26 protein-coding genes are annotated in these 23272 nt (G+C 27.1%); 2 read left to right on the plus strand and 24 right to left on the minus strand.

The annotated features are described in order from the left end of the window. A complete protein-coding gene (locus tag FVE72_RS10895; protein WP_026738337.1) occupies positions 1–1017 on the minus strand; it encodes a glycosyltransferase family 9 protein in 1017 nt (338 codons plus the stop codon). Positions 1018–1027: 10 nt separating this feature from the next. Further along, positions 1028–1933, minus strand: a complete 906-nt coding sequence (locus FVE72_RS10900; protein ID WP_026738338.1) for a glycosyltransferase — start codon at positions 1931–1933, stop codon at positions 1028–1030. Between the two features lie 73 nt (positions 1934–2006). Here FVE72_RS10900 and FVE72_RS10905 point away from each other — a divergent pair, with 73 nt between their 5' ends. Together FVE72_RS10905 and FVE72_RS10910 are read left to right on the plus strand one after the other, a co-directional pair. Next, entirely contained in the window at positions 2007–2357 is a 351-nt protein-coding gene (locus FVE72_RS10905) for a type II toxin-antitoxin system RelE/ParE family toxin (protein ID WP_051411800.1), read from the plus strand. Positions 2358–2427: 70 nt separating this feature from the next. Further along, entirely contained in the window at positions 2428–3507 is a 1080-nt protein-coding gene (locus FVE72_RS10910) for a helix-turn-helix transcriptional regulator (protein WP_026738339.1), read from the plus strand. 90 nt (positions 3508–3597) lie between these two features. Here the strand turns inward: FVE72_RS10910 and FVE72_RS10915 are convergent, their stop codons facing one another. From FVE72_RS10915 to gmd, 22 genes are all read right to left on the minus strand, one after another. Further along, positions 3598–4353, minus strand: coding sequence for a hypothetical protein (locus FVE72_RS10915; RefSeq protein ID WP_026738340.1), 756 nt, complete (start codon positions 4351–4353; stop codon positions 3598–3600). Between the two features lie 234 nt (positions 4354–4587). Further along, on the minus strand, positions 4588–4785 hold the full coding sequence (locus FVE72_RS10920; RefSeq protein ID WP_026738341.1) for a hypothetical protein: 198 nt from the start codon (positions 4783–4785) through the stop codon (positions 4588–4590). Positions 4786–4967: 182 nt separating this feature from the next. Beyond that, entirely contained in the window at positions 4968–5183 is a 216-nt protein-coding gene (locus FVE72_RS10925; RefSeq protein ID WP_026738342.1) for a Thoeris anti-defense Tad2 family protein, read from the minus strand. Positions 5184–5395: 212 nt separating this feature from the next. Beyond that, complete coding sequence (rfbC, locus tag FVE72_RS10930; protein ID WP_026738343.1) at positions 5396–5968, minus strand: dTDP-4-dehydrorhamnose 3,5-epimerase; 573 nt, start codon at positions 5966–5968, stop codon at positions 5396–5398. Between the two features lie 45 nt (positions 5969–6013). Beyond that, positions 6014–7222, minus strand: a complete 1209-nt coding sequence (locus tag FVE72_RS10935) for a dTDP-glucose 4,6-dehydratase (protein ID WP_026738344.1) — start codon at positions 7220–7222, stop codon at positions 6014–6016. A gap of 83 nt (positions 7223–7305) precedes the next feature. Beyond that, positions 7306–9024, minus strand: coding sequence for a phospho-sugar mutase (locus FVE72_RS10940; RefSeq protein ID WP_026738345.1), 1719 nt, complete (start codon positions 9022–9024; stop codon positions 7306–7308). Positions 9025–9038: 14 nt separating this feature from the next. Further along, a complete protein-coding gene (locus FVE72_RS10945) occupies positions 9039–10046 on the minus strand; it encodes a glycoside hydrolase family 16 protein (RefSeq protein ID WP_026738346.1) in 1008 nt (335 codons plus the stop codon). 18 nt (positions 10047–10064) lie between these two features. Further along, positions 10065–10646, minus strand: coding sequence for a DapH/DapD/GlmU-related protein (locus FVE72_RS10950; protein ID WP_026738347.1), 582 nt, complete (start codon positions 10644–10646; stop codon positions 10065–10067). Then, positions 10646–11503: a dTDP-4-dehydrorhamnose reductase gene (gene rfbD, locus FVE72_RS10955; RefSeq protein WP_026738348.1), complete on the minus strand. Its 858-nt coding sequence runs from the start codon at positions 11501–11503 to the stop codon at positions 10646–10648. Before rfbD ends, FVE72_RS10950 begins: the two co-directional genes overlap by 1 nt. A gap of 28 nt (positions 11504–11531) precedes the next feature. Beyond that, positions 11532–12647 (minus strand): glycosyltransferase family 4 protein, encoded by a 1116-nt coding sequence (locus tag FVE72_RS10960; RefSeq protein WP_036056229.1) that lies wholly within the window; start codon positions 12645–12647, stop codon positions 11532–11534. 13 nt (positions 12648–12660) lie between these two features. Then, complete coding sequence (locus FVE72_RS10965; RefSeq protein WP_026738350.1) at positions 12661–13707, minus strand: glycosyltransferase family 4 protein; 1047 nt, start codon at positions 13705–13707, stop codon at positions 12661–12663. A gap of 60 nt (positions 13708–13767) precedes the next feature. Continuing rightward, positions 13768–14868, minus strand: a complete 1101-nt coding sequence (locus FVE72_RS10970) for a glycosyltransferase (protein WP_026738351.1) — start codon at positions 14866–14868, stop codon at positions 13768–13770. Positions 14869–14892: 24 nt separating this feature from the next. After that, positions 14893–15237, minus strand: a complete 345-nt coding sequence (locus FVE72_RS10975; protein ID WP_081724214.1) for an RloB domain-containing protein — start codon at positions 15235–15237, stop codon at positions 14893–14895. 93 nt (positions 15238–15330) lie between these two features. Continuing rightward, positions 15331–16482, minus strand: a complete 1152-nt coding sequence (locus FVE72_RS10980; RefSeq protein ID WP_197734917.1) for an MBOAT family O-acyltransferase — start codon at positions 16480–16482, stop codon at positions 15331–15333. A 286-nt stretch (positions 16483–16768) separates the two neighbouring features. Then, positions 16769–17665: an alginate O-acetyltransferase AlgX-related protein gene (locus FVE72_RS10985; protein ID WP_026738354.1), complete on the minus strand. Its 897-nt coding sequence runs from the start codon at positions 17663–17665 to the stop codon at positions 16769–16771. A gap of 42 nt (positions 17666–17707) precedes the next feature. Continuing rightward, positions 17708–17995, minus strand: coding sequence for a hypothetical protein (locus FVE72_RS10990; RefSeq protein WP_026738355.1), 288 nt, complete (start codon positions 17993–17995; stop codon positions 17708–17710). Between the two features lie 80 nt (positions 17996–18075). Beyond that, a complete protein-coding gene (locus FVE72_RS10995) occupies positions 18076–18837 on the minus strand; it encodes an ABC transporter ATP-binding protein (protein ID WP_051411801.1) in 762 nt (253 codons plus the stop codon). Beyond that, on the minus strand, positions 18834–19607 hold the full coding sequence (locus FVE72_RS11000; RefSeq protein ID WP_026738356.1) for an ABC transporter permease: 774 nt from the start codon (positions 19605–19607) through the stop codon (positions 18834–18836). Before FVE72_RS11000 ends, FVE72_RS10995 begins: the two co-directional genes overlap by 4 nt. Positions 19608–19610: 3 nt before the next feature. Next, positions 19611–20900 carry a glycosyltransferase family protein gene (locus FVE72_RS11005; protein WP_026738357.1) on the minus strand — a complete coding sequence of 430 codons (1290 nt, stop codon included), beginning with the start codon at positions 20898–20900 and terminating at the stop codon, positions 19611–19613. A gap of 49 nt (positions 20901–20949) precedes the next feature. After that, positions 20950–21873, minus strand: coding sequence for a sugar nucleotide-binding protein (locus FVE72_RS11010; protein ID WP_051411802.1), 924 nt, complete (start codon positions 21871–21873; stop codon positions 20950–20952). Continuing rightward, the gene (locus FVE72_RS11015) at positions 21848–22204 is read right to left on the minus strand and encodes a cupin domain-containing protein (protein ID WP_026738359.1); all 357 of its coding nucleotides are present in this window, start codon (positions 22202–22204) and stop codon (positions 21848–21850) included. Before FVE72_RS11015 ends, FVE72_RS11010 begins: the two co-directional genes overlap by 26 nt. A 17-nt stretch (positions 22205–22221) precedes the next feature. Continuing rightward, positions 22222–23253, minus strand: a complete 1032-nt coding sequence (gene gmd / locus FVE72_RS11020) for a GDP-mannose 4,6-dehydratase (protein ID WP_026738360.1) — start codon at positions 23251–23253, stop codon at positions 22222–22224. Between the last annotated feature and the right edge of the window lie 19 nt (positions 23254–23272).

Below are 23272 nucleotides of genomic sequence, written 5' to 3' on the forward strand. Positions count from 1 at the left end.
CTATTTCTCCTTTTCCTCAAGCCTTTTTACAACTTCTTCGTATACTCTGTCCACTGTTATTTCAGGTATTCCTTTAAAATAGTCTTTGGAATATTTATGTTTTCCTTTGTATTCAGTTGTTATGTTATTTTCAAAAAATGTATTATCTTCTATAACATTACTTTTCTCAGTCCATGGGAAAAATCCGAGAGATTTTTTGCCCGGTCCGAAAATTCCTATAACAAAAAGCTTTTCAAAAGCACTTCCTATATGTATGGGAGCACTGTCATTACTTATTATAATGTCTGATTTTGAAAGCAGTACCGCAAATTCGAGTAAAGATATTTCTCCTCTTAAATCTAACGTATTTTCTTTGCCGATCGACTTTAATTCCAGATTTTTTTCGGCTTTTCCACCTGTTATAACTATAAGATTTTCTTTATTTTCCGAAAGCCTTTTTATAAGTTCGTCATATTTATTTATCGGCCATATTTTTTCCGGTCTTTGACTTCCCGGTGCTATTGTAATAAGATTTTTATAACTTTTTCCTTTTAAAAGTCCACATATTTTGTCATTATCTTCTTTTGAAGGATAAATTCCGAGAGGAACCCTTTCTCCTTTATAATCAATTAAGTCAAGCAATCTTTCCACTTCGTGTTTCGACATATCGTAATGTCTTTTTTCATTGAGTAAAAATGAGCCTGTTGCCACATCAAATCCCACAGTCTTTTTTATGCCTGCCATTTTTGCCAAAAGAATGGATCTTATAAATCTGTGAGGAATAATCGCCAAATCATATCTGTTATTTTTTACTGTTTTCAATATTCTGAAAAATCCTTTTATCCCTTTGTCTTTATGCTTTTTATCATAGATTATTATATCATGCAGATTGGGATTATTGCTTATAATGCTTTTATTCCCCGGCAATGTCATATAATCTATTTGAGAGTCGGGATATTTATCTTTTATTTTTTGTATTAACGGCGTAGAAAGGACTATATCTCCTATAAAAGCCGTATGGATTATCAATATTTTCATTTTATTTCCTTTATTTATTTTCAAAAAATTTTTCTTTTATTTTTTTATTTGTTTCTTTTCTTTTCCGATCGAAAATCCAGCCCCATTTATTGAAATATTTTATAGCCGATTTTATATGAATTACAGTCATCTTTCGGCTTTTGTACGACTCTTTTGCATGATTATGAACTATTTGAGCATAAGGATAAAACACGGTTTTACTTATTTCGTTCATTCTTCTGCTTAAATCATAGTCTTCAAGATACATAAAATATCTCTCGTCAAAGCCTTTTAACTGAAGCAGTTTTTCTGTCCTGAAAAACATAAAACAGCCTGATAAAATAGGAACTTCCATTATTTTATCATAACCGCTCCATTTCATTTCATAATCATAATCCAGTTTTTCCTTTATTTTTTTTATCGGTAAAAACCTTCTGAATACAAGGTTTACGGGAGTAGGTATAAGTTTACATAAATACTGCAGTTCTCCGTCAGGATATATTACTTTCGGCATAATCTGTCCTGTTTCGGGATTATTTTCCATATAATCAAATAGCTTTTCCAATGTTCCTTTTTCAAAATAAATATCAGGATTTAATATTAAATGATATTTGGAAATCATTTTTCCCTTTCGGCTCTCTGCCGATTTTTCAGGGTTGTCTGTCAACTTTTCTATTATTTTGTTATGACCCCAACCGTAGCCGCCATTGTTGTTATTGAATATATATTCGACTTTATCTTTTATATTTTTAAGTCCGTAGTCTTTTTCACATTCTTTCAGAAAATCTTCCAACTCTTGCAAAAACTTATCAGTCGGAGAGTTATCCGAAATACGGAGTTTTACGTTTAAATCCGTATTCAAAAATGAACTTACAGCTTTTTTCAAGTCTTCTCTTTTTGTATTATAAACTACTATTCCCGCAGTTATATCATACATATTTTCTCCTTTTTACCGATTACTTAAATTTATTATTACTATTATACCATATTTAAGAGTTTATTCATATCTGTTGAAAAAAATTAAAAAAATTGCTATAATAAAAAATATTACTTTTTTGGTAATATTTTTAAAAGGGCGGTGGAAAACTATAAAAATAGAATATAAAAATAAAAAGCTTAAAAAAATTTGTGAAGACTTTAAACAAGCTAAAAAGATTCTTCCTTTAAAAGTAGCAGAAGAATTACATTCTTTAATTAACTTATTTAATTCTTCGGAAACATTAGATGATATTAATATTCTGAAAATATATAATCTTCATTCTTTAAAAGGAAAAAGAGAAAGTGAGTATTCCTTATACTTAGGAAAAACTTCAGGATTCAGACTTATAATTCTTCCGTTAGACGATAATCAAAATAAATGAAATACAAAAGATATCAATATCATTTATAAAGAAACAAGAATAATTTTAATATTGGAGGTGTCAAATCATTATGAATAAAATTATTTATAAAGATATTATTACTTTTCATCCCGGATACTATATAAAAAAATTAATTGAAGAAACGGGAATGACACAGGATGAACTGAGTAAACGCTTAGATACTTCAGGAAAATATGTAAGTACTCTTATCAACGGTAAAATTGATTTGACTGATGAAATGGCATCAAAACTGTCGACTGTTTTCGGAACTTCAATTTCATTATGGCTTAATCTCAATAAAACTTTTATTGAAAAAAAAATAGAAATCAGCGAACTTATTCGGAACGATGAAGAAACAAAACTTCTAAAGAATCTTGATTATAATTTTTGGGTTAAATTAAATTTAATTCAACCTGTCAAAAAAGAAATTGAAAAAGTCAGAGAATTACAAAAATATTTTAAAATTTCTTCTCTTTCAGTATTAAAAAGAAGAGATTTTTTAGTGAGATACCGAACAGAAATTTCCAAAATTAGAGAAATAAATGTCATAAATTCAAATGCATGGGCTCAAACTGCTATTAACCTGGGAAATAATATTCAAGTAGAAAAATTTAATGAAAAAAAACTCAGAAATTATTTTTCAGATATAAAAAAAATGACTTTACAATCTCCTGAAGTATTTTCTCCTTTTTTAAAGAAAATATTTTCTGAATGCGGCATTGCTTTAGTTTTTCTTCCTGACTTAAAAAACTGTGAAATCAGCGGAATTATAAAATGGCAAAATAAAGATAAAGTTATTTTGGTTATTAATGATAAAAGAAAATATTCTGATACTTTCTGGTTTTCTTTATTTCAGGAATTAGATAACGTTATCAAAAAAAGAATTGCTTCTATTATTATAAATCATAAAAATGATGAACCCAAAATTCTGGAAAAGAAATCAAATTTGTTTTCAAAAAATTTATTAATTCCTGAAGAAAAATATAACAACTTTATAAGTAATAAAAGATTTGACGAAATTTCGATTATCAAATTTTCAAAAGACCTTGAAATTCATCCGGGGATAATCATTACAATTCTTCAAAAAGAAGGATTTATGCCTTATAAGACTAATTTGAACTCGTTAAAACAGAAATATGTTTTTAATTGATATTTTTGATATAAGAATACTGTAAAATAAATTTCCCTCCTCGTTTATTTTTTAACACAAATGAGGGAAATTTACGGTATTTTTCGGAACTTATTTTTCATCACTCGTTTTATTGATTTTCTTCCTATCCATATATTCAACATTCAAATAAATAATATCGTTCAAAGTTACACTCAATATCTTAAATACCGTTTGAAATATTATTAATGCAAAAGTTCCCGATAAAATTAATATTTTATTTTCTACTGATGCTTTCAGTAAAAAATCAAGCCATAAATATATTTGCCAAAAAAGCATCTCCAATAAAAACAAAGGAAAAAACATTCTCATTTTGTTTCCATTACCTAAATAAAAACTGTATTCCAAAGTGTCTTTTAAGCCTATATTTCTTGAAATATATAAAACTTTAAAATATAAAAATGAAAAGTAAATAACTATGTACATTATCCCTGCCAAAAACAAAACAGTGCTTGGAATTTTATTTTTGAGATAATTATTTACAAATAAATATATTGTACTTACTTCACCTATTCCCCAGATGACAGCTCTGAAAAATCCTTTTTTTATTTCCGAATTTTCTTTTCCTTCTATTTTATAAATAACTTTTCTATAAAATAACATACAAGAAATACTTAAAATTAAAGTTGAAAATATTGATTTTATCCATTCCAGATTTTTAAGCCCTGCGGGCAAGATAAATATATCATCAATTGAAACTGCAAATATCAATACAAAAATCCATATCTTATTTTCTCTAAATATTTTCCCGGTTAATTTAAAAGCCAATTTGTAATATTCCTGTATACCCAAGTACCTATTTCCAAGTATTTCCTTTAAATTTTTCATAAACTTTTCTCCTGTTAAATTTTATATAACTATTTTTATCATATCGGATAATAATATTCAAGTAGAGAATTTAATATTATTTCAAAAAATCTGTATTTTAAGAATTGACAATATGATATGATTATATTTGCAAAAAAATTGCAGTAATTATACTTAAAACATTTATCCTTCTAATTACTGCAACATTTTCTATTTTTGATCATTTAACTAATATCATCTTCTTTATATAAATATTCAACATTTATCAGTTATTACTACCGTAATAATTCCAAACAACAATCTTATTAAAAATATAGGTACAAACATTCTTATTTTGTTACCTTTTGACAAACGAAAATTATAATTTATTGCTTCTTCAAAGCCTGTATTTCTTGAAATATATAGCGGTTTAAAATACAAGAATCCAAATATAAAAAATAAAGCTGCAATCATTAAAAACAGAGAAATTATGCCTCCATTTCCTCCATTTTTTATTATAGCTTATTTTTATCATGTTCTGTATTAATATTCAAGTATAAACTTTATATGTTTTTTACAACTCAATATAAAAAGGAGCTATTTTAAACGATCAGAAATGATTTATTCAAAAATAACTCCTCTATTTTCTATATTAACTAAACTATTTCCCAATTTTTAGAAAACATTTCAACATAATTAGGAATCCAAGGTACTCTGCCGAATCTGCTTTCTACGTATAAATAAGGATGTGTGTTACATAATGTTCCATCAAGATTTTGAACTCTTACTCTGACATCGTTGTTCCATTTAGGCAATCTCATTGCCTTACCTCCATCTTCTCTTATTGCAGTAAATGCTTCCGAAAAAGTCATAAACATCAGCTCCTTTGAATTTTATAATCAAATTATTTAAAAACTTGTTTGTTTGCAAAATCGATTTTGATGTTATAGAAAATGAAACTATCTTTTTACATTATAATTATAATACGAAAAATTCAAAAAGCAATACTTGAAAATCAATTATTTTTATAATAAAAACACCATTTAAAGTATCAAATACCGTAAATAGTGCTTTTGTAAAATTTTTATTCAAAATAATTTTTTTCAGGTTGAAAATTTTGTTGTTTTTGATCCTTTTCAGAAATTGTCAGTTCTTCGGGATTTATTCCGAACTCTTCAAATTTCCAGTCTATATTCAATGTCTTGTCATTCCACAAAATACCGCTGTCATATTCAGGTGCGTATAAATCAGTACATCTATATACAAATTCCGTATCTTCATCCAAAGTCAAAAATCCGTGAGCAAATCTTTCAGGAACATAAAACATAAGTTTATTTTCTTCGGAAAGTTCAACTCCGTACCATTGCCCGTAGGTCTCGCTTTCTTTTCTTAAATCTACTGCAACATCAAAAACACGCCCTTTTATCACTCTTACCAGTTTTCCCTGTGTATGTTTTGTCTGAAAATGCAATCCCCTCAAAACCCCTTTTTTTGACTTGGAATGATTATCCTGAACAAAATTCATAGTAAGTCCCAATTCTTCAAAAGATTTTTGATTATAGGTTTCCATAAAAAATCCTCTCGAATCTCCGAATACTTTCGGCTCTATTATTACCAAATCTTTTATCGGAGTATTTTTTATTGTAAAATTATTCATAGTTATTCTCCTTCACTGCAAATTATCTTTATTCCAACTTTTTTCCTATTTTCCGCCGTACATTTTATTATAATATTTCTGATAATCTCCCGACACAACTTCATTTACCCAATTTTGATTTTCCAAATACCATTTTACTGTTTTTCTTATTCCTGTTTCAAAATCGGTTTCCGGGTACCACCCTAGATCTTTAGCTATTTTAGAAGGATCTATAGCATATCTCATATCATGACCCAGTCTGTCCTGAACATAAGTAATCAAGTCATAATTTATATTGTTTATATCTGTTTTCAATACTTTTTCATACTCTTCATTGTTTTCAATTTCTTCTTTTAATATGTCTATTACCAATTTTACAATATTTATATTTTTTTCTTCGTTAAATCCGCCGATATTATAAATTTCTCCTACTTTTCCTTCTCTTAAAACAAGGTCTATACCTTTACAATGATCTTCCACATAAAGCCAATCCCTTACATTATCTCCTTTTCCGTATACAGGTAGTTTTTTCCCTTCAAGAACGTTTTTTATCATTAACGGAATGAGCTTTTCCGGAAAATGATAAGGCCCGTAATTATTTGAGCATCTTGTTATATTTATAGGCATTTTATATGTTTCTCCGTATGCTATAACAATATGATCGGCTCCTGCTTTTGAGGCGGAATAAGGACTTCTCGGATCAAGAGGTGTTTTTTCGGTAAAAAATTTATCCCCGTATGTTTTTAAATTTGTTCTGTTCTTTACAACTTTTTTTACATCTTCATCTTCGATTACCAAGTCTACAGCATCATCATAATCTTTCGGCAGACTTCCGTATACTTCATCTGTTGCAACCTGTAAATATTTTACATCGTCTTTGTATACAGGATATCCGTTTTCATCTTTTCCTACAGTCCATGCTTTTTTAGCATTCTCAAGTAAATTCTGTGCTCCCAGAATATTTGTTTCAAGGAATATTTGAGGATCCTCAATAGATCTGTCCACATGAGACTCTGCTGCAAAATTCACTACATAGTCTACATTATTTTCAGCAAAAACTCTTTCTATTTCTTTTCTGTCTCTAATGTCCACTTTTTCAAATTTTACACGCTTATCTTCCAACTCTTCCTTTATCGTTCCCAAATTTCCCGCATAAGTCAAAGAATCTACAACTATTACTTTTATATCTTCTTTTCCTTCATATTTTTTCAAAATATACTTCAAATAATTTGCTCCGATAAATCCTGCAGCTCCTGTTACCAAGTATGTTTTCATTTAAGAATCCTCCTGTCAGTTTACTTATAAAAACCTCACATCTTAATATCTGTGAGGTTTTATTCTAGTAAATTATCATTTTTTTATAATTTCAAAATTTTCAAAAATTCTTCCATTGTATTTTCAAGTTTTTCTTTTACTTTTTCATCGCAATCGGCATTTACACTGAAATAAAATTTAATCTTAGGCTCTGTTCCCGAAGGTCTTGCAGTGATATATGTATTGTCTTCCAACACAAACTGCAATACATTTTCTTTCGGAAGTTTGATTTCTTTTTCTTCTCCCGTTTCCAAATTATACTCTTTATGCGAATCGAAATCTCTTTTGATTTTTATTTTCTTTCCTATCAACGTATCTTTTATGTTTTCTCTTAAATCCGACATTAGTGCCGTCATTTTTTCTATTCCGTCTTTTCCTTTTAATGTTACTGATTTTATTCCTTCAAGATAATATCCGAATTCTTTGTACAATTTTTGTAATTCTTTATATATCGAACTTCCAATCGAATTATAATATGCAGCCATTTCAGCTATTACCATTGATGTTACCAACGCATCTTTATCTCTGGCATGAGCTCCTATTAAATATCCGTAACTTTCCTCAAATCCGAATAAATAGCTTCCGTCAAGCTTTCCTGTTTCAAATTCTCTTATTTTTTCCCCTATGTATTTAAATCCTGTCAATGTTTTCATAACACCTACATTTTTCGCAGGTGCCACAACATCTATCATAGGTGTCGACACTATTGTAGTTATCACTTTTGCATTTGCAGGAATATCTTTTTTATTATTTAACAAATATTGAAGTAATAACAGTCCCATTTGGTTTCCATTAGGATAATACCAGTTATCGCTGTCGTCTTTTACCGCTATCCCTATTCTGTCGGCATCAGGATCATTAGCCATTACAAGTTTTGCTCCTATTTCATCGGCTAATTTTACTCCAAGTTTAAATGCTGCCACTTCTTCAGGATTGGCATATACTACTGTAGGAAAATTCCCGTCAGGCTCTATCTGCTCTTTTACTACTTCAAAACTGTACCCGAAATCGGACAATATTCTTTTCATCGGTCTTCCGCCTGTACCATGCAAAGGCGTATAAACTATTTTAAAGTTTTCTTTTCCCGGAATATTCGTTTTTAAAGTCTGTTTTTTTATTTCAGAAAGGTAATCATCATCTATTTTCCCGTCAAGTTCTATTATAAGTCCTTTTTCCCGTGCTTCTTTTTCACACATGACTTTTATTTCTTCCAAAGTTTTAATTTTATTTACTTCTTCTAATATTCCTGTTACTTCAGGTGCTACGATTTGACCTCCATCACTCCAGTAAACTTTATATCCATTGTATTCAGGAGGATTATGACTCGCAGTAACTACTATTCCTGCAAGGCAGCCTTTATATCTGACACCGAAAGACAATTCCGGAGTGGAACGTAAATCGGAATAAATATACGCTTTTATACCGTTTGCAGCCATTACTCTTGCAGTATTTAAAGCATATTCTCTCGAACCTATTCTACAGTCGTGAGCTATTATTATACCTTTTTCCCTAGCTTCTTTTTCATTATATTTAAGCATGTAATTTGCAAGCCCCTGAGTCGCTTTTCTTATAACATATTTGTTGATTCTGTTTGTTCCTATTCCCCTTACTCCTCTTATTCCCCCCGTACCGAAACTCAAATCCTTAAAGAATCTGTCTTCTATTTCTTTAGGATTGTCCTTTAAACTTCTTAATTCCTCTTTGTCTTTCTCATCAACAGAATCTGAATTTAACCAGTATTCGTATTTTTCCATAAATTCCATAAAATTTGTCTCCTTTAATTTTTTTTATATACTCTTACATAATCTACTTTCATTTCTGTAGGAAATTTTATATTCCCGTCTTCTCCTGTTTTTTCCTGTAAAGCAACATTAATCATTAAAAAATGGGGTTCAACAAAAGGATTATCTGTATATTTTTCTATTTTTTTGAAAGTAACTTTTTTATACATTCTATTATTAAAAAACCATTTTATCTCTTTCTCATTCCATTCTACAGCGTAATCATTAAATTTTGTCAAATCTTCAGACTTTCTTATTCTCAAATTACTTCCTGTAAAAGACTGATAAGTATTATCAGATTTTAAAGCATGAGCAGTTCCTGTAACTCTTCTCAGATTATCTCCATATATTTCAAAAATATCAATTTCTCCATTTGCGAGTTTTCCCGACTCAGGAGAAAAATTTTCAGGCCATGTCCAAAATGCAGGCCAAACTCCTACACCTTCAGGCATAGCAGCTCTCATTTCTATTCTTCCCTCATTTATTGTAAATAATCCTTTTGTATGTATCGCACCGGAACTGTATAATATTTTTCTATCTTTTCCGTCTATTTTTACAAACTTATTTTCTTCTTTTTTTACTGTTATTACCAAATTTCCGTTTTCTACTTTTACATTATCTCTCAAATAATATTGTTTTGCTTTAAATCCATACTGATCTACCAAATTTCCGTTTTCATCCAAATAATTTCCTGAATTCCAGGGATTATTGTTTTCCCAATAATTCCATTTTGTTCTGTCAAGCTGATTCGTATTAAATTCATCGCTCCATACTAATTTCCATTCAGATTCTTTTTTCTTTTTTCCAATTTTTCCCTGTATTTTATTCATTTCTTCTATTTTCTGTTCTTCAGGATTAATACCTGTATTTTCTGTCACTTTTACTCTATTATCAGGACCTGTTGTCTGCTGCTCTTTCACAAACTTAGTATTCGTTTTATTAGCTGAAAATCCAAGGTTTCCTATTAATGATACAAGTGTAATAAACATTAATATTTTTTTCATCTTATCTTCCTTTCTTTTTTATAGTCTTTCCCACTTTTTACTATTTTGATTGTATCTTTTTATTACTTTAGCAGGATTCCCCACTGCTATACAATTTTCAGGAATATCTTTAGTTACTATAGAGTTTGCACCTATGACAGAATTTCTTCCTATTTCTATTCCCGGTAAAATTGTACAATTCTCTCCAATCCATACGTTTTTTCTTATTTTTACAGATTTTGTAGAAATTATTCTTTCTTTTGCTCTTTCTTCCGGATCGGTTTGATTTTTTCCAGAATAATTTCCATGATTTATATCAGAAATATATACTTTACTTGCTATAAGGACATCATCTTCTATTATCAGCATTTCCGCACAAGCTAAATGAACATAATCGTTAATTTGAACATTATTTCCTATCCTCATTTCAGGAATATAATCAAAAAATTTATACGCTTCTATTCTGCAGCCTACTCCTGTCGTAAAATTCTTACCATATCTTATATATCTCTTTCCTCTTACATCAAATGGAAATCTTATTAATCTTGCTTTAGGAAAAAATATTTTTGTTTTTATAAAATTTTTTCCTAATTTTACTAATTCATAAAAAGATCTGTCCATTATAATTCTCCCTTTTCTTTCATTTCTTGCAAAAATCTATCTATTGCATTTTGCCAAACAGGTATTCTTTCTCCTAAAAGCTTTTCTATTTTTTCAGAAGACAATTTGGAATATTCAGGTCTTTTAGCAAACAAATCGAAATCTTTTGTCTTTCCTTTTTTAAGAACTCCTCCCCATCCAATCTTGTTTAAAATATATTTTGCCTGTTCATATTTACTTGCTTCTCCATTATTTGAAATATGATATATGTCAAATTTTTCTGTTTGTATTAATTTCCATGAAAGAAAAGCAAGATCTTTGGAATATGTAGGTGAAGAAATCTGATCATCTACTATTTTTAATATATTTTTTGTTTTACTCCAATTTATTACTTGTTTGCAAAAATTGTTGTTCCCTACTCCGAAGAGCCATGAAGTCCTTATTATAAACGACTTATTATAAGTTGTTATAACCTCCTTTTCGCCTTGTAATTTTGTTTTTCCGTATTCAGACAAAGGAGCAGGAATATCCTCTTCATTATATGGTATTTTTTGCTTTCCGTCAAATACAAAATCTGTAGAATAAGTAACAAAAACTGCATTCAACTTTTTAGAAATTTCAGCTAAATTTTTAGGTGCTTCTATATTTAACAAATTTACCTTTTTATCTTTTTCAGCTTTATCTACATTATTATAAGCTGCACAATTTATAATATGAGAAAAATTTTTATTTTTTAAGAAAAATTTATTTAATTGCTCTGTATTTGTTATATCCAATTCTTTATAATCTGTTGCTATATAATTTATTCCGAGACCGTCAAATAACTTTTTAAAATCATATCCTAATTGACCGTCAGCTCCTGTTATTAATATTTTCAACATTTTATCTTACCGTTAATATCACAATCTATATTTCATCATATATTTTTTCCAGTTGTTTTGCCGATTCTTTCCATTGATATTTTTTAGATTGTTCAATTCCTTTTTTTATCATATTATTTCTGAAATTACTGTCAAAAATGACTTTTTCATATCCTTTTAAAATTTCTTCTTCTTCCAACGGATTAACTAAAATACATGCATCTCCCGCCACTTCAGGTAAAGATGAAATGTTTGAAGTAATCACAGGCACTCCTGCTGCCATAGCTTCCAGAACGGGCATACCGAATCCTTCGTATAAAGAAGGAAAAACAAATATTTTAGCCATTTTGTATATAGCTTTTTTATCTTTTTCTTCTATATAATCAGTAAAAATTATGTCCGTCGGGCTTGATTTGATCAGATTCATTATATTTTCATATTTCCATCCTTTTCGCCCTGACAATACGAGTTTTAAATCATCATTGTTTTTCTTCTTATATTTAAGGAAAGAATTTATTATTCTTTCTATATTTTTTCTGGGTTCTATCGTTCCTAAATAAAGAATATAATTTTTCGGTAAACTGTATTTTTTTCTGACTATTTCCAATTCTCTTTCTTCACATTTCTTAAAATAATTTTCTATATCTATTCCGGGATAAACTATTTTTATCTTATTTTCATTTATATTGAGATTTTTAATTATATCTTCTTTAGCACTTTCGGAAATAGTTATAATCAAATCCGATTTCTCGGCACCATATCTGTATTCTTCTATCTTTTTCATATCTCCCATAGTTTCGGGAGCTGTTATGAATACTGTATCATAAATCGTATTAATCACTTTTCCTTTTATATTTTTAGGAATGGTAAAATTAAAAAAATGATATATGTTGGATTTTGTTCCTAAAATCAAATTATGACTTATATTCATTTTTTTTGTTAAAAAATTATACATAGTATATGTTAAAAATCTATTTTGCCTTATTCTTAAATCATAATTTATTTGACTTTTTATATTATGTCTACCCATAAAATTAATAAATTCAGCTATATATTCATTTTTATCGGACTTACTTAATTCTTTAACTATATTATAGATGTACCAGCCTATTCCTGTTTTTTCCCCTATTGCCCATTGTAATTCCAAAGATATTTTTTTCATTCCCGACCTCGTTTTATTTATATAGTAATTCTTTGTATTTTTCCAATATTTTTTTATAAGAAAATTTTTTATTATAATATTCTTTAAAATCAGTTATATTCTCCTTTTTACTCAAATATTTCTCTATCTTCATTTCCAAATCTTTTAAATTATTCTCTACTAAAAAATCTTTGTTAATTATAATTTCAGGAACAGCACAAATATTTGAAGCAAACACAGGCTTATTATATAAATATCCCTCTATTATCGGAAGTCCGAAACCCTCTCCATATTTTGCCGTTACTACTACTATATCACAATCAAAATAGTATTTTCCGACTTCTTCATCGGAAATATAACCTAACAGCTCAATATTACTCAATTTTTTATCATTTATTATTTTTTTATATTTATTCAGTAAAGGTCCTTTTCCCGCTATCTTTATATCATAATCCTGTTTTTTCTCTGCCAATTCGATTAACAAATCTATATTTGCTCTTTCTTCCATACTTCTTACCGTAAATATTTTTAATTTATCCGTTTCCTGTTTCTTCTTACCGTAATTAATTTTTACTTCTTCAAGCGGTGTTGTATTGTATATTATTCGGGATTTATTCCCTTGATACAAAGATTGTTCTTTTGAAAACTCGGAAATAAAATGCACTAATCGAGTTTTTTTATACACTCTCTTTTCTATAAATTTAAAAATATTTTTAAATTTATGATTTACCTGCTTTGACAAATAATAAAGACCGTCATGTACTGTAAAAATATCCGTTTTTTTTAATAAAAAGAAACTCATTAAATAATTATGGGAATGAATTATTGTCATTTCCTTTTTAGATATTTCTTTTATTTTTTTATTCATCTTTAAAAATCTGAATAAATTATGTTTTATAGAAATACAGTTTATATCTTCCCACATAAATCTTTCATCTTTTTCTCCAAAAAAAATATAATATTTTTTTGTATTTTTCTCCAAAGAACGGGATTGAAATAAAATAACATTTTCAACCCCTCTTTTATGAATCATCGGATTATTAAACCCTAAATATATAATTGATTTATTTTGATTTTCCATTTATGCCTTATGCCTCTCACAAAATTTTTCCAAATTAGATATATTATACCATATCTTAATTTATTTTTCCTGTAAAAGTATTTTAAACAGCTCATCCCAATTTCTGCAATATGGATTTTCTATATTTCCCGCAATATTACCATCATATTTTATATTTTTCTTAAAAATCATTATTTTCATTTTTTCGGATAATTCTTCTGCAGAATCGGGATTAAAAAACAAAACTTTTTCATAAGTTCCCAATGTTTCATGTGCGTATTTTAAATCCGAAAGTATTATAGGTTTATTAAACTCTTTTGTTTCAGTTATCGGCAATCCCCATGTTTCAAGTTTAGAGGGAAAAATTATATTTTCAACTTTATTATAATATTTCATCAACTCTTGGCGATTTAGTAATCCTGTAAATTTTATACATTCAGAAGTTTTATATTTATTATATAATTCTTCTGAATATTTATTTTCTTTTCCGTTTATTGTCAAATATACTTTAAAATTTTTTATTTCCTGCTCTTCAAGATTTTTAACTGCTTCACATATAACTTCAAAATTTTTGAAAATTCTGGGAAAAGCAGGATATAAAAAACTGTTTTCTTCCTGAACCGTTTCTCTATCTACTTCTAAATCGTTTATATTTACATTGGGATGAGCTACAATTATATTATTTATTTTAAAAATTTTTTCAAATTCTTTTCTCATCCAATTCTGCTGTACTATAACAAAATCATTTTTCTTAATATTTATCTTATAAATATATTTATAAAGCTTTGAAAAAAGAAACATTTTAAATTCTTTTATTATTTTATTTTTCTTTACTTTATAAAAAATCATAGGATTATGACAATATGTCGCCATTTTTTCAGAAATAACATTCGGTGTCATATCATGTAACGAAAACCATAAATAAGGTTTTATTTTTTTAGAAAGTTTTTTAAAATAGAAATACTCATAATAACATCTTTTCAAATAGCTTTTTTTTGAATCTCTAAATTCAATAAACTCTATATCCGAACTAAATTCGGAAAACAGATTCTTATTATGAACTAATGCTGTTATTTCATATTTCCCGGAAAGATTTTCTTTTATATATTTTAAACATTCTTTATAAATGGTCAACGGACCGCCTTCTGTAAGGTTTATTCCTGAAATTACTATTTTTTTCATATTTTCTCCAAAGATTTCAGTTTTTTACTTAAATTCATATTTATTAAAGATTTCTTTAAATTTTTCAAGAATAATATAAAAATTTGTACTGTTAGTTCTGTTATTGATTTTTTCTTTTGCTGCTAAATATCTTTCGTGTACTTTTTTAGACTGTTTTATAGCTGTTTCTTTTTGTTCATCGAAAAACTTTATACCTCTCTTCTTTTCATATTTCTTATTTAATTGTTTAGTGAGAAGTTTTTCATAATTTTTTTGACTGCATTCTCCTATTTTTATATCTTTATAATGATATAAAAGCCATACTTCAAAAGAACAATTAGAATATACCAACTTATAATTATTCTTTTTACCATTGCTGATAAATCTCATCTAAATCATTTTTATCTTTATCTAAAACACACCATATTTCTATATTTCCATTTCTTATAATTTTCTTTTGTTTTCCTATTTCTTTTTTATTTTTTAAAACTGAAAATAAATAAAAGGATTAAAACTTGAACCGGCAATAAACATTAGAGATATTAAAAATAATAAAATATACACTATACTTTCAAATATTTCATATTTCACATTATCTACTTTTTTAATCATTCTTTCTTTTAAATAAGGAAAAATTGGAGTAGATAAAATAATAGCACAAAACCCTATAAAAAGTTTCCAGTTTTCGAGTTCCAAAAAGAAATATTCCAAATGATCAAAATTGATAAAAAATAATCTTTTTATATAGATTAAAGCTTTTAAAAAATTTTCAGATCTGAAAAAGACCCAACCTATAGCTACTACAGTTAATGTATAAAAATGTTGGAAAAAGCGAGGTATTTTTTCTAATATTTTATTTAATCCCAACCTTTCCAAAATTAAAAAAAATCCATGAAACAATCCCCAAAATACGAAATTCCATGCTGCTCCATGCCATAAACCTGTTAGAAAAAATACAATTATAAGATTAATATAGGTTCTTTTTTTTCCACGATAACTTCCTCCTAAAGGTATGTAAAGATAATCTTTAAACCATGTAGATAATGATATATGCCATCTTCTCCAGAATTCCTGAACATTTTTTGAAATATAAGGATAATTAAAATTCTCCAAAAAATTAAATCCGAAAATCTTTCCTAATCCTATAGCCATATCTGAATACGCAGAAAAATCAAAAAATATTTGCATAGTATATCCGAAGATACCTAACCATGCAAGAGGTGTACTCATGTTTTCCCAAGATGTATTAAACACTGTATCTGCCCAAATACCCATAGTATTTGCTATCAGCATTTTTTTAAAAAGCCCTGAAATAAACCTTTTAATTCCGTAATTTATCATTTCAAAATCAATTTTTCTATTATTAATTTCATTTTCCACATCAATATATCTTACAATCGGCCCTGCAATCAATTGCGGAAAAAGAAAAATATACAATCCTAAATTTATAAACTTTTTTTGTACTTTTATTTCTTTTCTGTATAAATCAATAACATAGGTCATTATCTGAAAAGTAAAAAAAGAAATCCCTATAGGTAAAGTGATTTTAGGAATATTCATAACAAAATCGGAGTTAAATATTCTTACAATTCTTTGGATATTATATAAGAAAAAGAAAGTATATTTAAAAAACATTAATATTCCTAAATTCCAAATTATTGAAATAATTAAAATTAACTTTTTATTATTTGACTTTTCCATCCATATTCCAAATAAAAAATTGATGTATGAAGAAAATAGAAACAACAGAGAATATGCTAATCCACCCCAAGAATAAAATATAAATGACATTAGAAACAGCCATACATTTTTAAGTTTAGGATGCATAAAATAATAACCTAAAATTGTTAAAGGTAGAAATAAAAATAAAAATACCGGTGATACAAAAACCATAAAAATTATAAACCTTTCTATTTTAATTTTATTTTTGAATTTTTTTTAAATAATTTACAAAATTTTCTACAAATTCTAAATGAGATTTCGGTAAAGCTGCACTTGTATGTTCAATCAATAAAATATCATATTCATTAAGCATTTCTATATAGCTATTGTCATCAAATCCTTTATTATCTATATTAGTAGAAATTTCACCTTCTTTTTCATAAGACAATGTCAAAGAATATTGATTATAATCATATTTTTTGAATTTTTTAAACGGCATATCTATAACAAAAAAATTTTGTATTGATATCATAAAACTTGTAGATATAGCAAAAACTTTTGCAGTTCTGTTACTTTTATCAATTATTAAATCAATATTATAGTACTCTTCATCAAAAGGAGTTGCAAAGTAAACATTCATTAAGTCCCTGGCATCATGATCACCTTCAAATGCAGGTTCTTTTTGAATTTTTATATCAGAAAGTTTTACTTTTGGTAATTCTAACCCGTTGTTTCTAAGTAATTTCACCATTTCAATAATTGTGTTTGAACTTCCTATTTTATTCCAGTGAACACCTGTATTCGGAAATGTTTTTATTCCCTGTTTTTTAAGATTTTTCATAATTTCGGTAGCATCTATATTTAAAATCTTGTTTTTATTTAAGTATGTCCCTAATTTTTTTCTAAGAACGGATTTCTGATCTTTTGTCATAATAGAGTTTATTACTTTAAATCTTAAAGGTAATTTTTCATCATATACTTCTGATTTATTGGGTGTTATCAAATAAATCAATCTTTTATTATGAGATTTTAGATAGTTATCTATATATTTTATATTATCTAAATAATTATCTATCTCTTCATCATTTGCTTCATACATAATTTCCCATTGTAAGTCTTTATAAATCGGTTCCTCTTTTTTACTAAGATCGTACATTAGATACCTTCTTGTCCATGTTTCTAAATATAAACTGTTACTTTAACCTTTTTCAATATTATTTAAAGTACCGAAATTATATAAAATTTGATTCATTCCTTTTATTAAAAAAGTTCTTATCGGAAATGTATCTTTAAAATAATTATCATATTTTTGTTGATATTTTCCTGATAAAATATTATTAAAATTAATTTCAGGTTTTTCAATATGTTCTGTGTTTCCAATAATTTTTGTTTGCAGATTAATTTTAAATATAAACAATATTGTAATAATTCCTATCATTGTACCGAATATAAAAATAAAAAACTTTCTTATTGTTTTGACTTTCATATAAATAGTATTTGTAATAAATTACAACTCTCCTTCTATTAAACTCTATCTTAAATTTTACAGAATAATTAAAATCGGATTTATAAAAATTTTTCTCTCATATATAATTCATCAAATGAAATATCTTCCATTTGCTTAATTGTATTTCTGTCATCAATTATTTTATGACTTTTTCCGTTTAATAATAAGACTCGTGTAGCATATTTACTTACTGTACCTAAATCGTGTGTTATAAGTATTATAGTTTTTTTCTTTTCGATAAGGTTTTGAAAAGAATCAAAACATTTTTTTTGGAAATTGGCATCTCCCACTGCCAGTATTTCATCAAAAATATAAATGTCCCCATTAGCGTACATCCCTATAGAAAAAGCAAGTCTCATTAACATTCCGGATGAATAAAATTTTAAAGGAGTTTCGATAAAATCTTCAACTTCTGCAAAAGAAAAAATTTCCGGTATTTTTTCTTTTATATATTTCTTTTTCATACCTAATAATACTCCATTTAATAAAGCATTATCATAACCGCTTAACTCACTGTTAAATGCTACACCAAGTTCCAAAAAGGGAATAATTCTCCCGTCAGTTGTAATTTTTCCCTTTGTAGGGGAAGTTGTGCCGGCAATCATTTTAGCTAAAGTTGACTTTCCTGCCCCATTTCTTCCGACAATACACAATATTTCTCCGGCTTCTATTCTCATACTTAGATTTTCCACTGCAATTAATTCTTCTATTTTTTTATTTTCTTCTTTATATTTTTTGTAATTTAATACAAAACTTTTTAAAGAGTTAAAAGGAACAACATATTTTTTATATCTTTTAGTTACATTATTTATTTCAATCATAAGTAATCAGCCACCTTTGTCCCTAATTTTCTTTTTACAATCATTGAAATTACAGTCCACAATATCACAGATAAAATAAAAGAAGTTAAATGAGCTGTAGATTCCCAAGATCCGTTAACACCGAAGAAAGCAGCTTTTATCTCTTCAATAGGATACGCCAACGGATTCAAAAAATAATATATTTTCAAATATTCTTGCGGAATAGCTATTGTATAAATTATCGGAGTAAGAAAAACACCATATGTCAATATAATATCCCATATATTCTGTAAATCTCTGAACAAGACATTTACAGTAGCTAAAAGAATATTTATTGAAATTATAAAAATACCATATAAAATCAAAAAAAACAAAAATCTAAAAATATCACTAAAAGAATTTATAAGTATCTTTTTTTGAATAAAAAAAACAATAAGAAATATTATCATTGTTAAAAAAAAGTTCATTAATGCCGTTAAATACGAAGCTACAGGCAATATTTCTTTATCTATTTTTATCTTTGTAACAATTGATTTTTTACCGATATATGAATTTAAACCATTTCCCGTTGCTTCAACAAAAAAATTCCACAACAAAACTCCTAAAAACAATCTTAACGGATAATCTTCTGAAACATCTATCTTTAAAAAAACTTTAAAAACTGTATAATATGCAAAAAATTGTAATAACGGTTTTAAAAATGACCATAAAAAACCTATTTTACTATTTTGATATCTTGTTTTCAAATCCATTTGAGATATTACAAATAATATTTCTTTGTTTTTAAACATTTCTTATTCTCCTTCGAAAATTTTTACATGTAATTTTATATTATTTTCAAGATTGTAAATTTTCAAGCATTCATCTATTTTTGAAGTATAGTCCTCTTTATAGTTTCTTATTTTTCCTGCCAACTCAATATAATTTCCTATATCAAATCTACTGAAAGTATCAGGAAAATATTTATTTAATTCAGTAAATGCTTTATTATTTGAATAAAGTGATTTTATTTTTGTTTCCAGAACTAAAGATGCTATTCCTGAACCGCTTTGATTTACCTCTAAGTAAGGTAATACTGCAAAATCACAACAATATAAAGCATCTAAAAAATCATCATCATTTAAATTACCTAAAAAACGAACTCTGCCCGATAAGGAATTTTCTTTTTTATTTTCTTCAAATTTCATGCTGATGCTATCTTTAAATATTTTTTCTTTTCCCTCTTCCTTTTTTTTCTCATCTATTGTCTCTATAATATGCATAAGTTTTGCTAAATACCCATCACAAGGGCAGTATTCCAATATAGACATAGGATGTTGTGAACCGAATATTAAAAGTTTATAATTATCAGGTAAATAAGGAAGTGCTTTTATTATAGTTTCATGCCCTTTATATTCTGATATATATCCGAATATTCCAATTGTTTTATCATTCTTTTCCAAATCATATTTTTCTTTGAATTTCTCAACTTCACTATCATTTCTTTTTCTTAAACGAGCTTTTTCATCTAAAAACGTCAAAGGAAAATCATATACATTATTAAAATCAAAAAATCTTTCTATATTTTTTTTATCTTTTTTTGTATGAACGATTATATTTGAATTATATTTCTTAGAATGAATTTTTATTAATTTTATCACGTCTTTATATAATTGTTTAAAATATATTTCATTTTTTATTCTTCTCATATTTTCAACAATATTTTTGCTTGAGAACAATATTTTTAAAGTTTTTAAACTGAACATTGCTTTTGGCAAATCAACTCTATGCATAGTTACTATTAAATTATTGGAAGTTTCTATTAATTTTTTGACTCTTCTGCATATATCACCTTTTGTATTTCCGTATAACCCTGCTTCAAACTGTATATTAACATAATCATATTTTTTCAAAGACTCTGCTATCTCATCTATATGTTTATCAGCTATTTTTTTTATATTTGAATTATTACTTGATAAAAGATCTATTTGTAACGGCAAAACATCAACTTCATAATATTTTGAAAACCCTTGTCTCAATACTTCTGTATAGGATGCATTTCCGCATGATTCATTATAACTGCTTATTATTGCTAATTTTTTCATTTATATTTGTATTTTAAAATATATATTAAAATACGACTCCTTTCTCTTTTTATATTTTTATTTTTATTTCAGATATCCCCAGTATATTTTTTAATAATTTATTATCCAATAACGTACAATTAGCTCTTTTTTCTGTAAAAATTTTATTATCACTTTCCATTAAAATCGGCACTATAAGTTTCTTATCACAATTGTACTTCTCAGCAATCATTAAACCTATATCATACTTAGACAAATTTTCATCTCCCGAAACATTAATACATTTCGGCATTTCTGAAGTATATCTCTCCATCAATTTTAATATTAATTCTGTTAATGTATTAAAATCTAATGCTGATTTTAGAGCATCTGAAAACATTTCAATCGATTTTTTATTTGTAATATTATCCACTATTACATCATAAAAATGTTTTTTATTTTTTTCTAAACTTGGACCTATTAAAAAAGGAAATCTTAATACATTATAACCGTAGCCTTTTACAATAGCTTCTGCTACAACTTTATTTTTTCCATAGATATTCACAGGATTTAAAATATCTTCTTCGGAAAATTTTTTATTTTTTTCTCCTGCTCCATAAACCATCTCTGTTGAAGAATAAAAGAAACACTCTACATTTTCTATTGAATTCACAAAAGATGATAACGATGTTACATTTATATTCCATGCTTTTCTCGGATTTTTCTTTACCAAATCGGGAGCATGATAAGCTGCAAGATAAAGTACTTTTACTTTTCCATACTCTTTACATTTTATATTTAATTTTTCTATATCTGATTGTTTTGTTATATCACACTCTAACCACTCAAGACGACTTGTATTCTCTTTTCCTTCTATGTTACAATCAACAGCCAATATTTTTTTATCAGTTTTTTCTATGATATTTTTTATCATATAAGAACCTATAAATCCATTCGCTCCTACAATTAAGTATACATTTTGTTTTTCATTATTCATAAATATCTTTTTCTCCATTTTCTAATTCGACTCCTTTATCATACATTGATACCATAACTGTATCTTCTAAAAAAATAAACCTATGTTTTATAAAAGAATGTATCATAAACATATCACCTTTTTTGAACGTATTTTCTTCTTTTTCTTCCCCTTTTTCTAATAACAATTTTATTTTTCCTTCTATAATATAAAATGCTTCATTACATATTTTGTGATAATGACCTCCCCGTTCAGAGTCTTTTTTTGAATATAATACATTTACTTGTTTCCATCCTTCTCTTACTAACTGTATCAATGCCCCTCCAGAATTTCTAAATTCAAAATCTGGTTTCATCATTTCGACTAACATATTTTCCTCCTACTTTATTAAATAGATTTTATTTTTATTTCTTTTTCCACTAATTTTAAATCATTTTTTACCATTCTTTCAACTAATTCTTCAAAAGAAATTTCTCTTTTCCATCCTAAATTTTCTTCTCCTTTTTTAGGATCTCCTATAAGTATATCTACTTCTGCAGGTCTGAAAAATTCAGGATTTATTTTAATTAATATTTTTCCCGTTTTAGCATCTTTTCCGATTTCATTTTCATTTTTTCCTTCCCAAACTACATCCATGTCAACATGTTTAAATGCTTTTTCAATAAATTCTCTTACTGTTCTTGTTTCATTTGTAGCTATTACATAATCATCCGCTTCATTTTGTTGTAACATTAACCACATAGCTTTTACATAATCTTTTGCATGTCCCCAGTCTCTTTTTGCATCAATATTTCCTAATTCCAATACATCCTGAACCCCTAATTTTATTCTTGCAACTGCATCTGTTATTTTTCTCGTAACAAATTCTTTTCCTCTTCTCTCAGATTCATGATTAAACAAAATTCCTGAACATGCATACATTCCGTAACTTTCTCTATAATTTTTAGTTATCCAGTGTCCGTATAACTTAGCTACTCCGTAAGGACTTCTCGGATAAAAAGGAGTTTCTTCATTTTGAGGTATAGCCTGAACAAGACCGAACATCTCGCTTGTAGATGCCTGATAAAATCTTGCCTCAGGTTTTACTATTTTTATGGCTTCCAGCATATTCAAAGCTCCTATTCCGTCTATATCAGCTGTCGCCGAAGGTTGTTCCCAGGAAGTTCCTACAAATGATTGTGCTGCCAAATTATATACTTCGTCAGCTTGAGATATTTTCATTGCATTTACTAAAGATACCAAATCCGTCATATCGGCATAAATAAATTTTATATCGTCTTTTCTATGTTCTATATTACCAAAAGTCGTTCTGCTTTTTCTTCTGATAAGACCGTATACTTTATATCCTTTTTCCAATAATAGTTCTGCCAAATAAGAGCCGTCCTGTCCTGTTATTCCTGTTATTAAAGCTTTTTTCATTATTAATCCTCCATTTAAT

It is taken from the genome of Pseudoleptotrichia goodfellowii (assembly GCF_007990505.1).
GTDB classification, from domain to species: domain Bacteria; phylum Fusobacteriota; class Fusobacteriia; order Fusobacteriales; family Leptotrichiaceae; genus Pseudoleptotrichia; species Pseudoleptotrichia goodfellowii.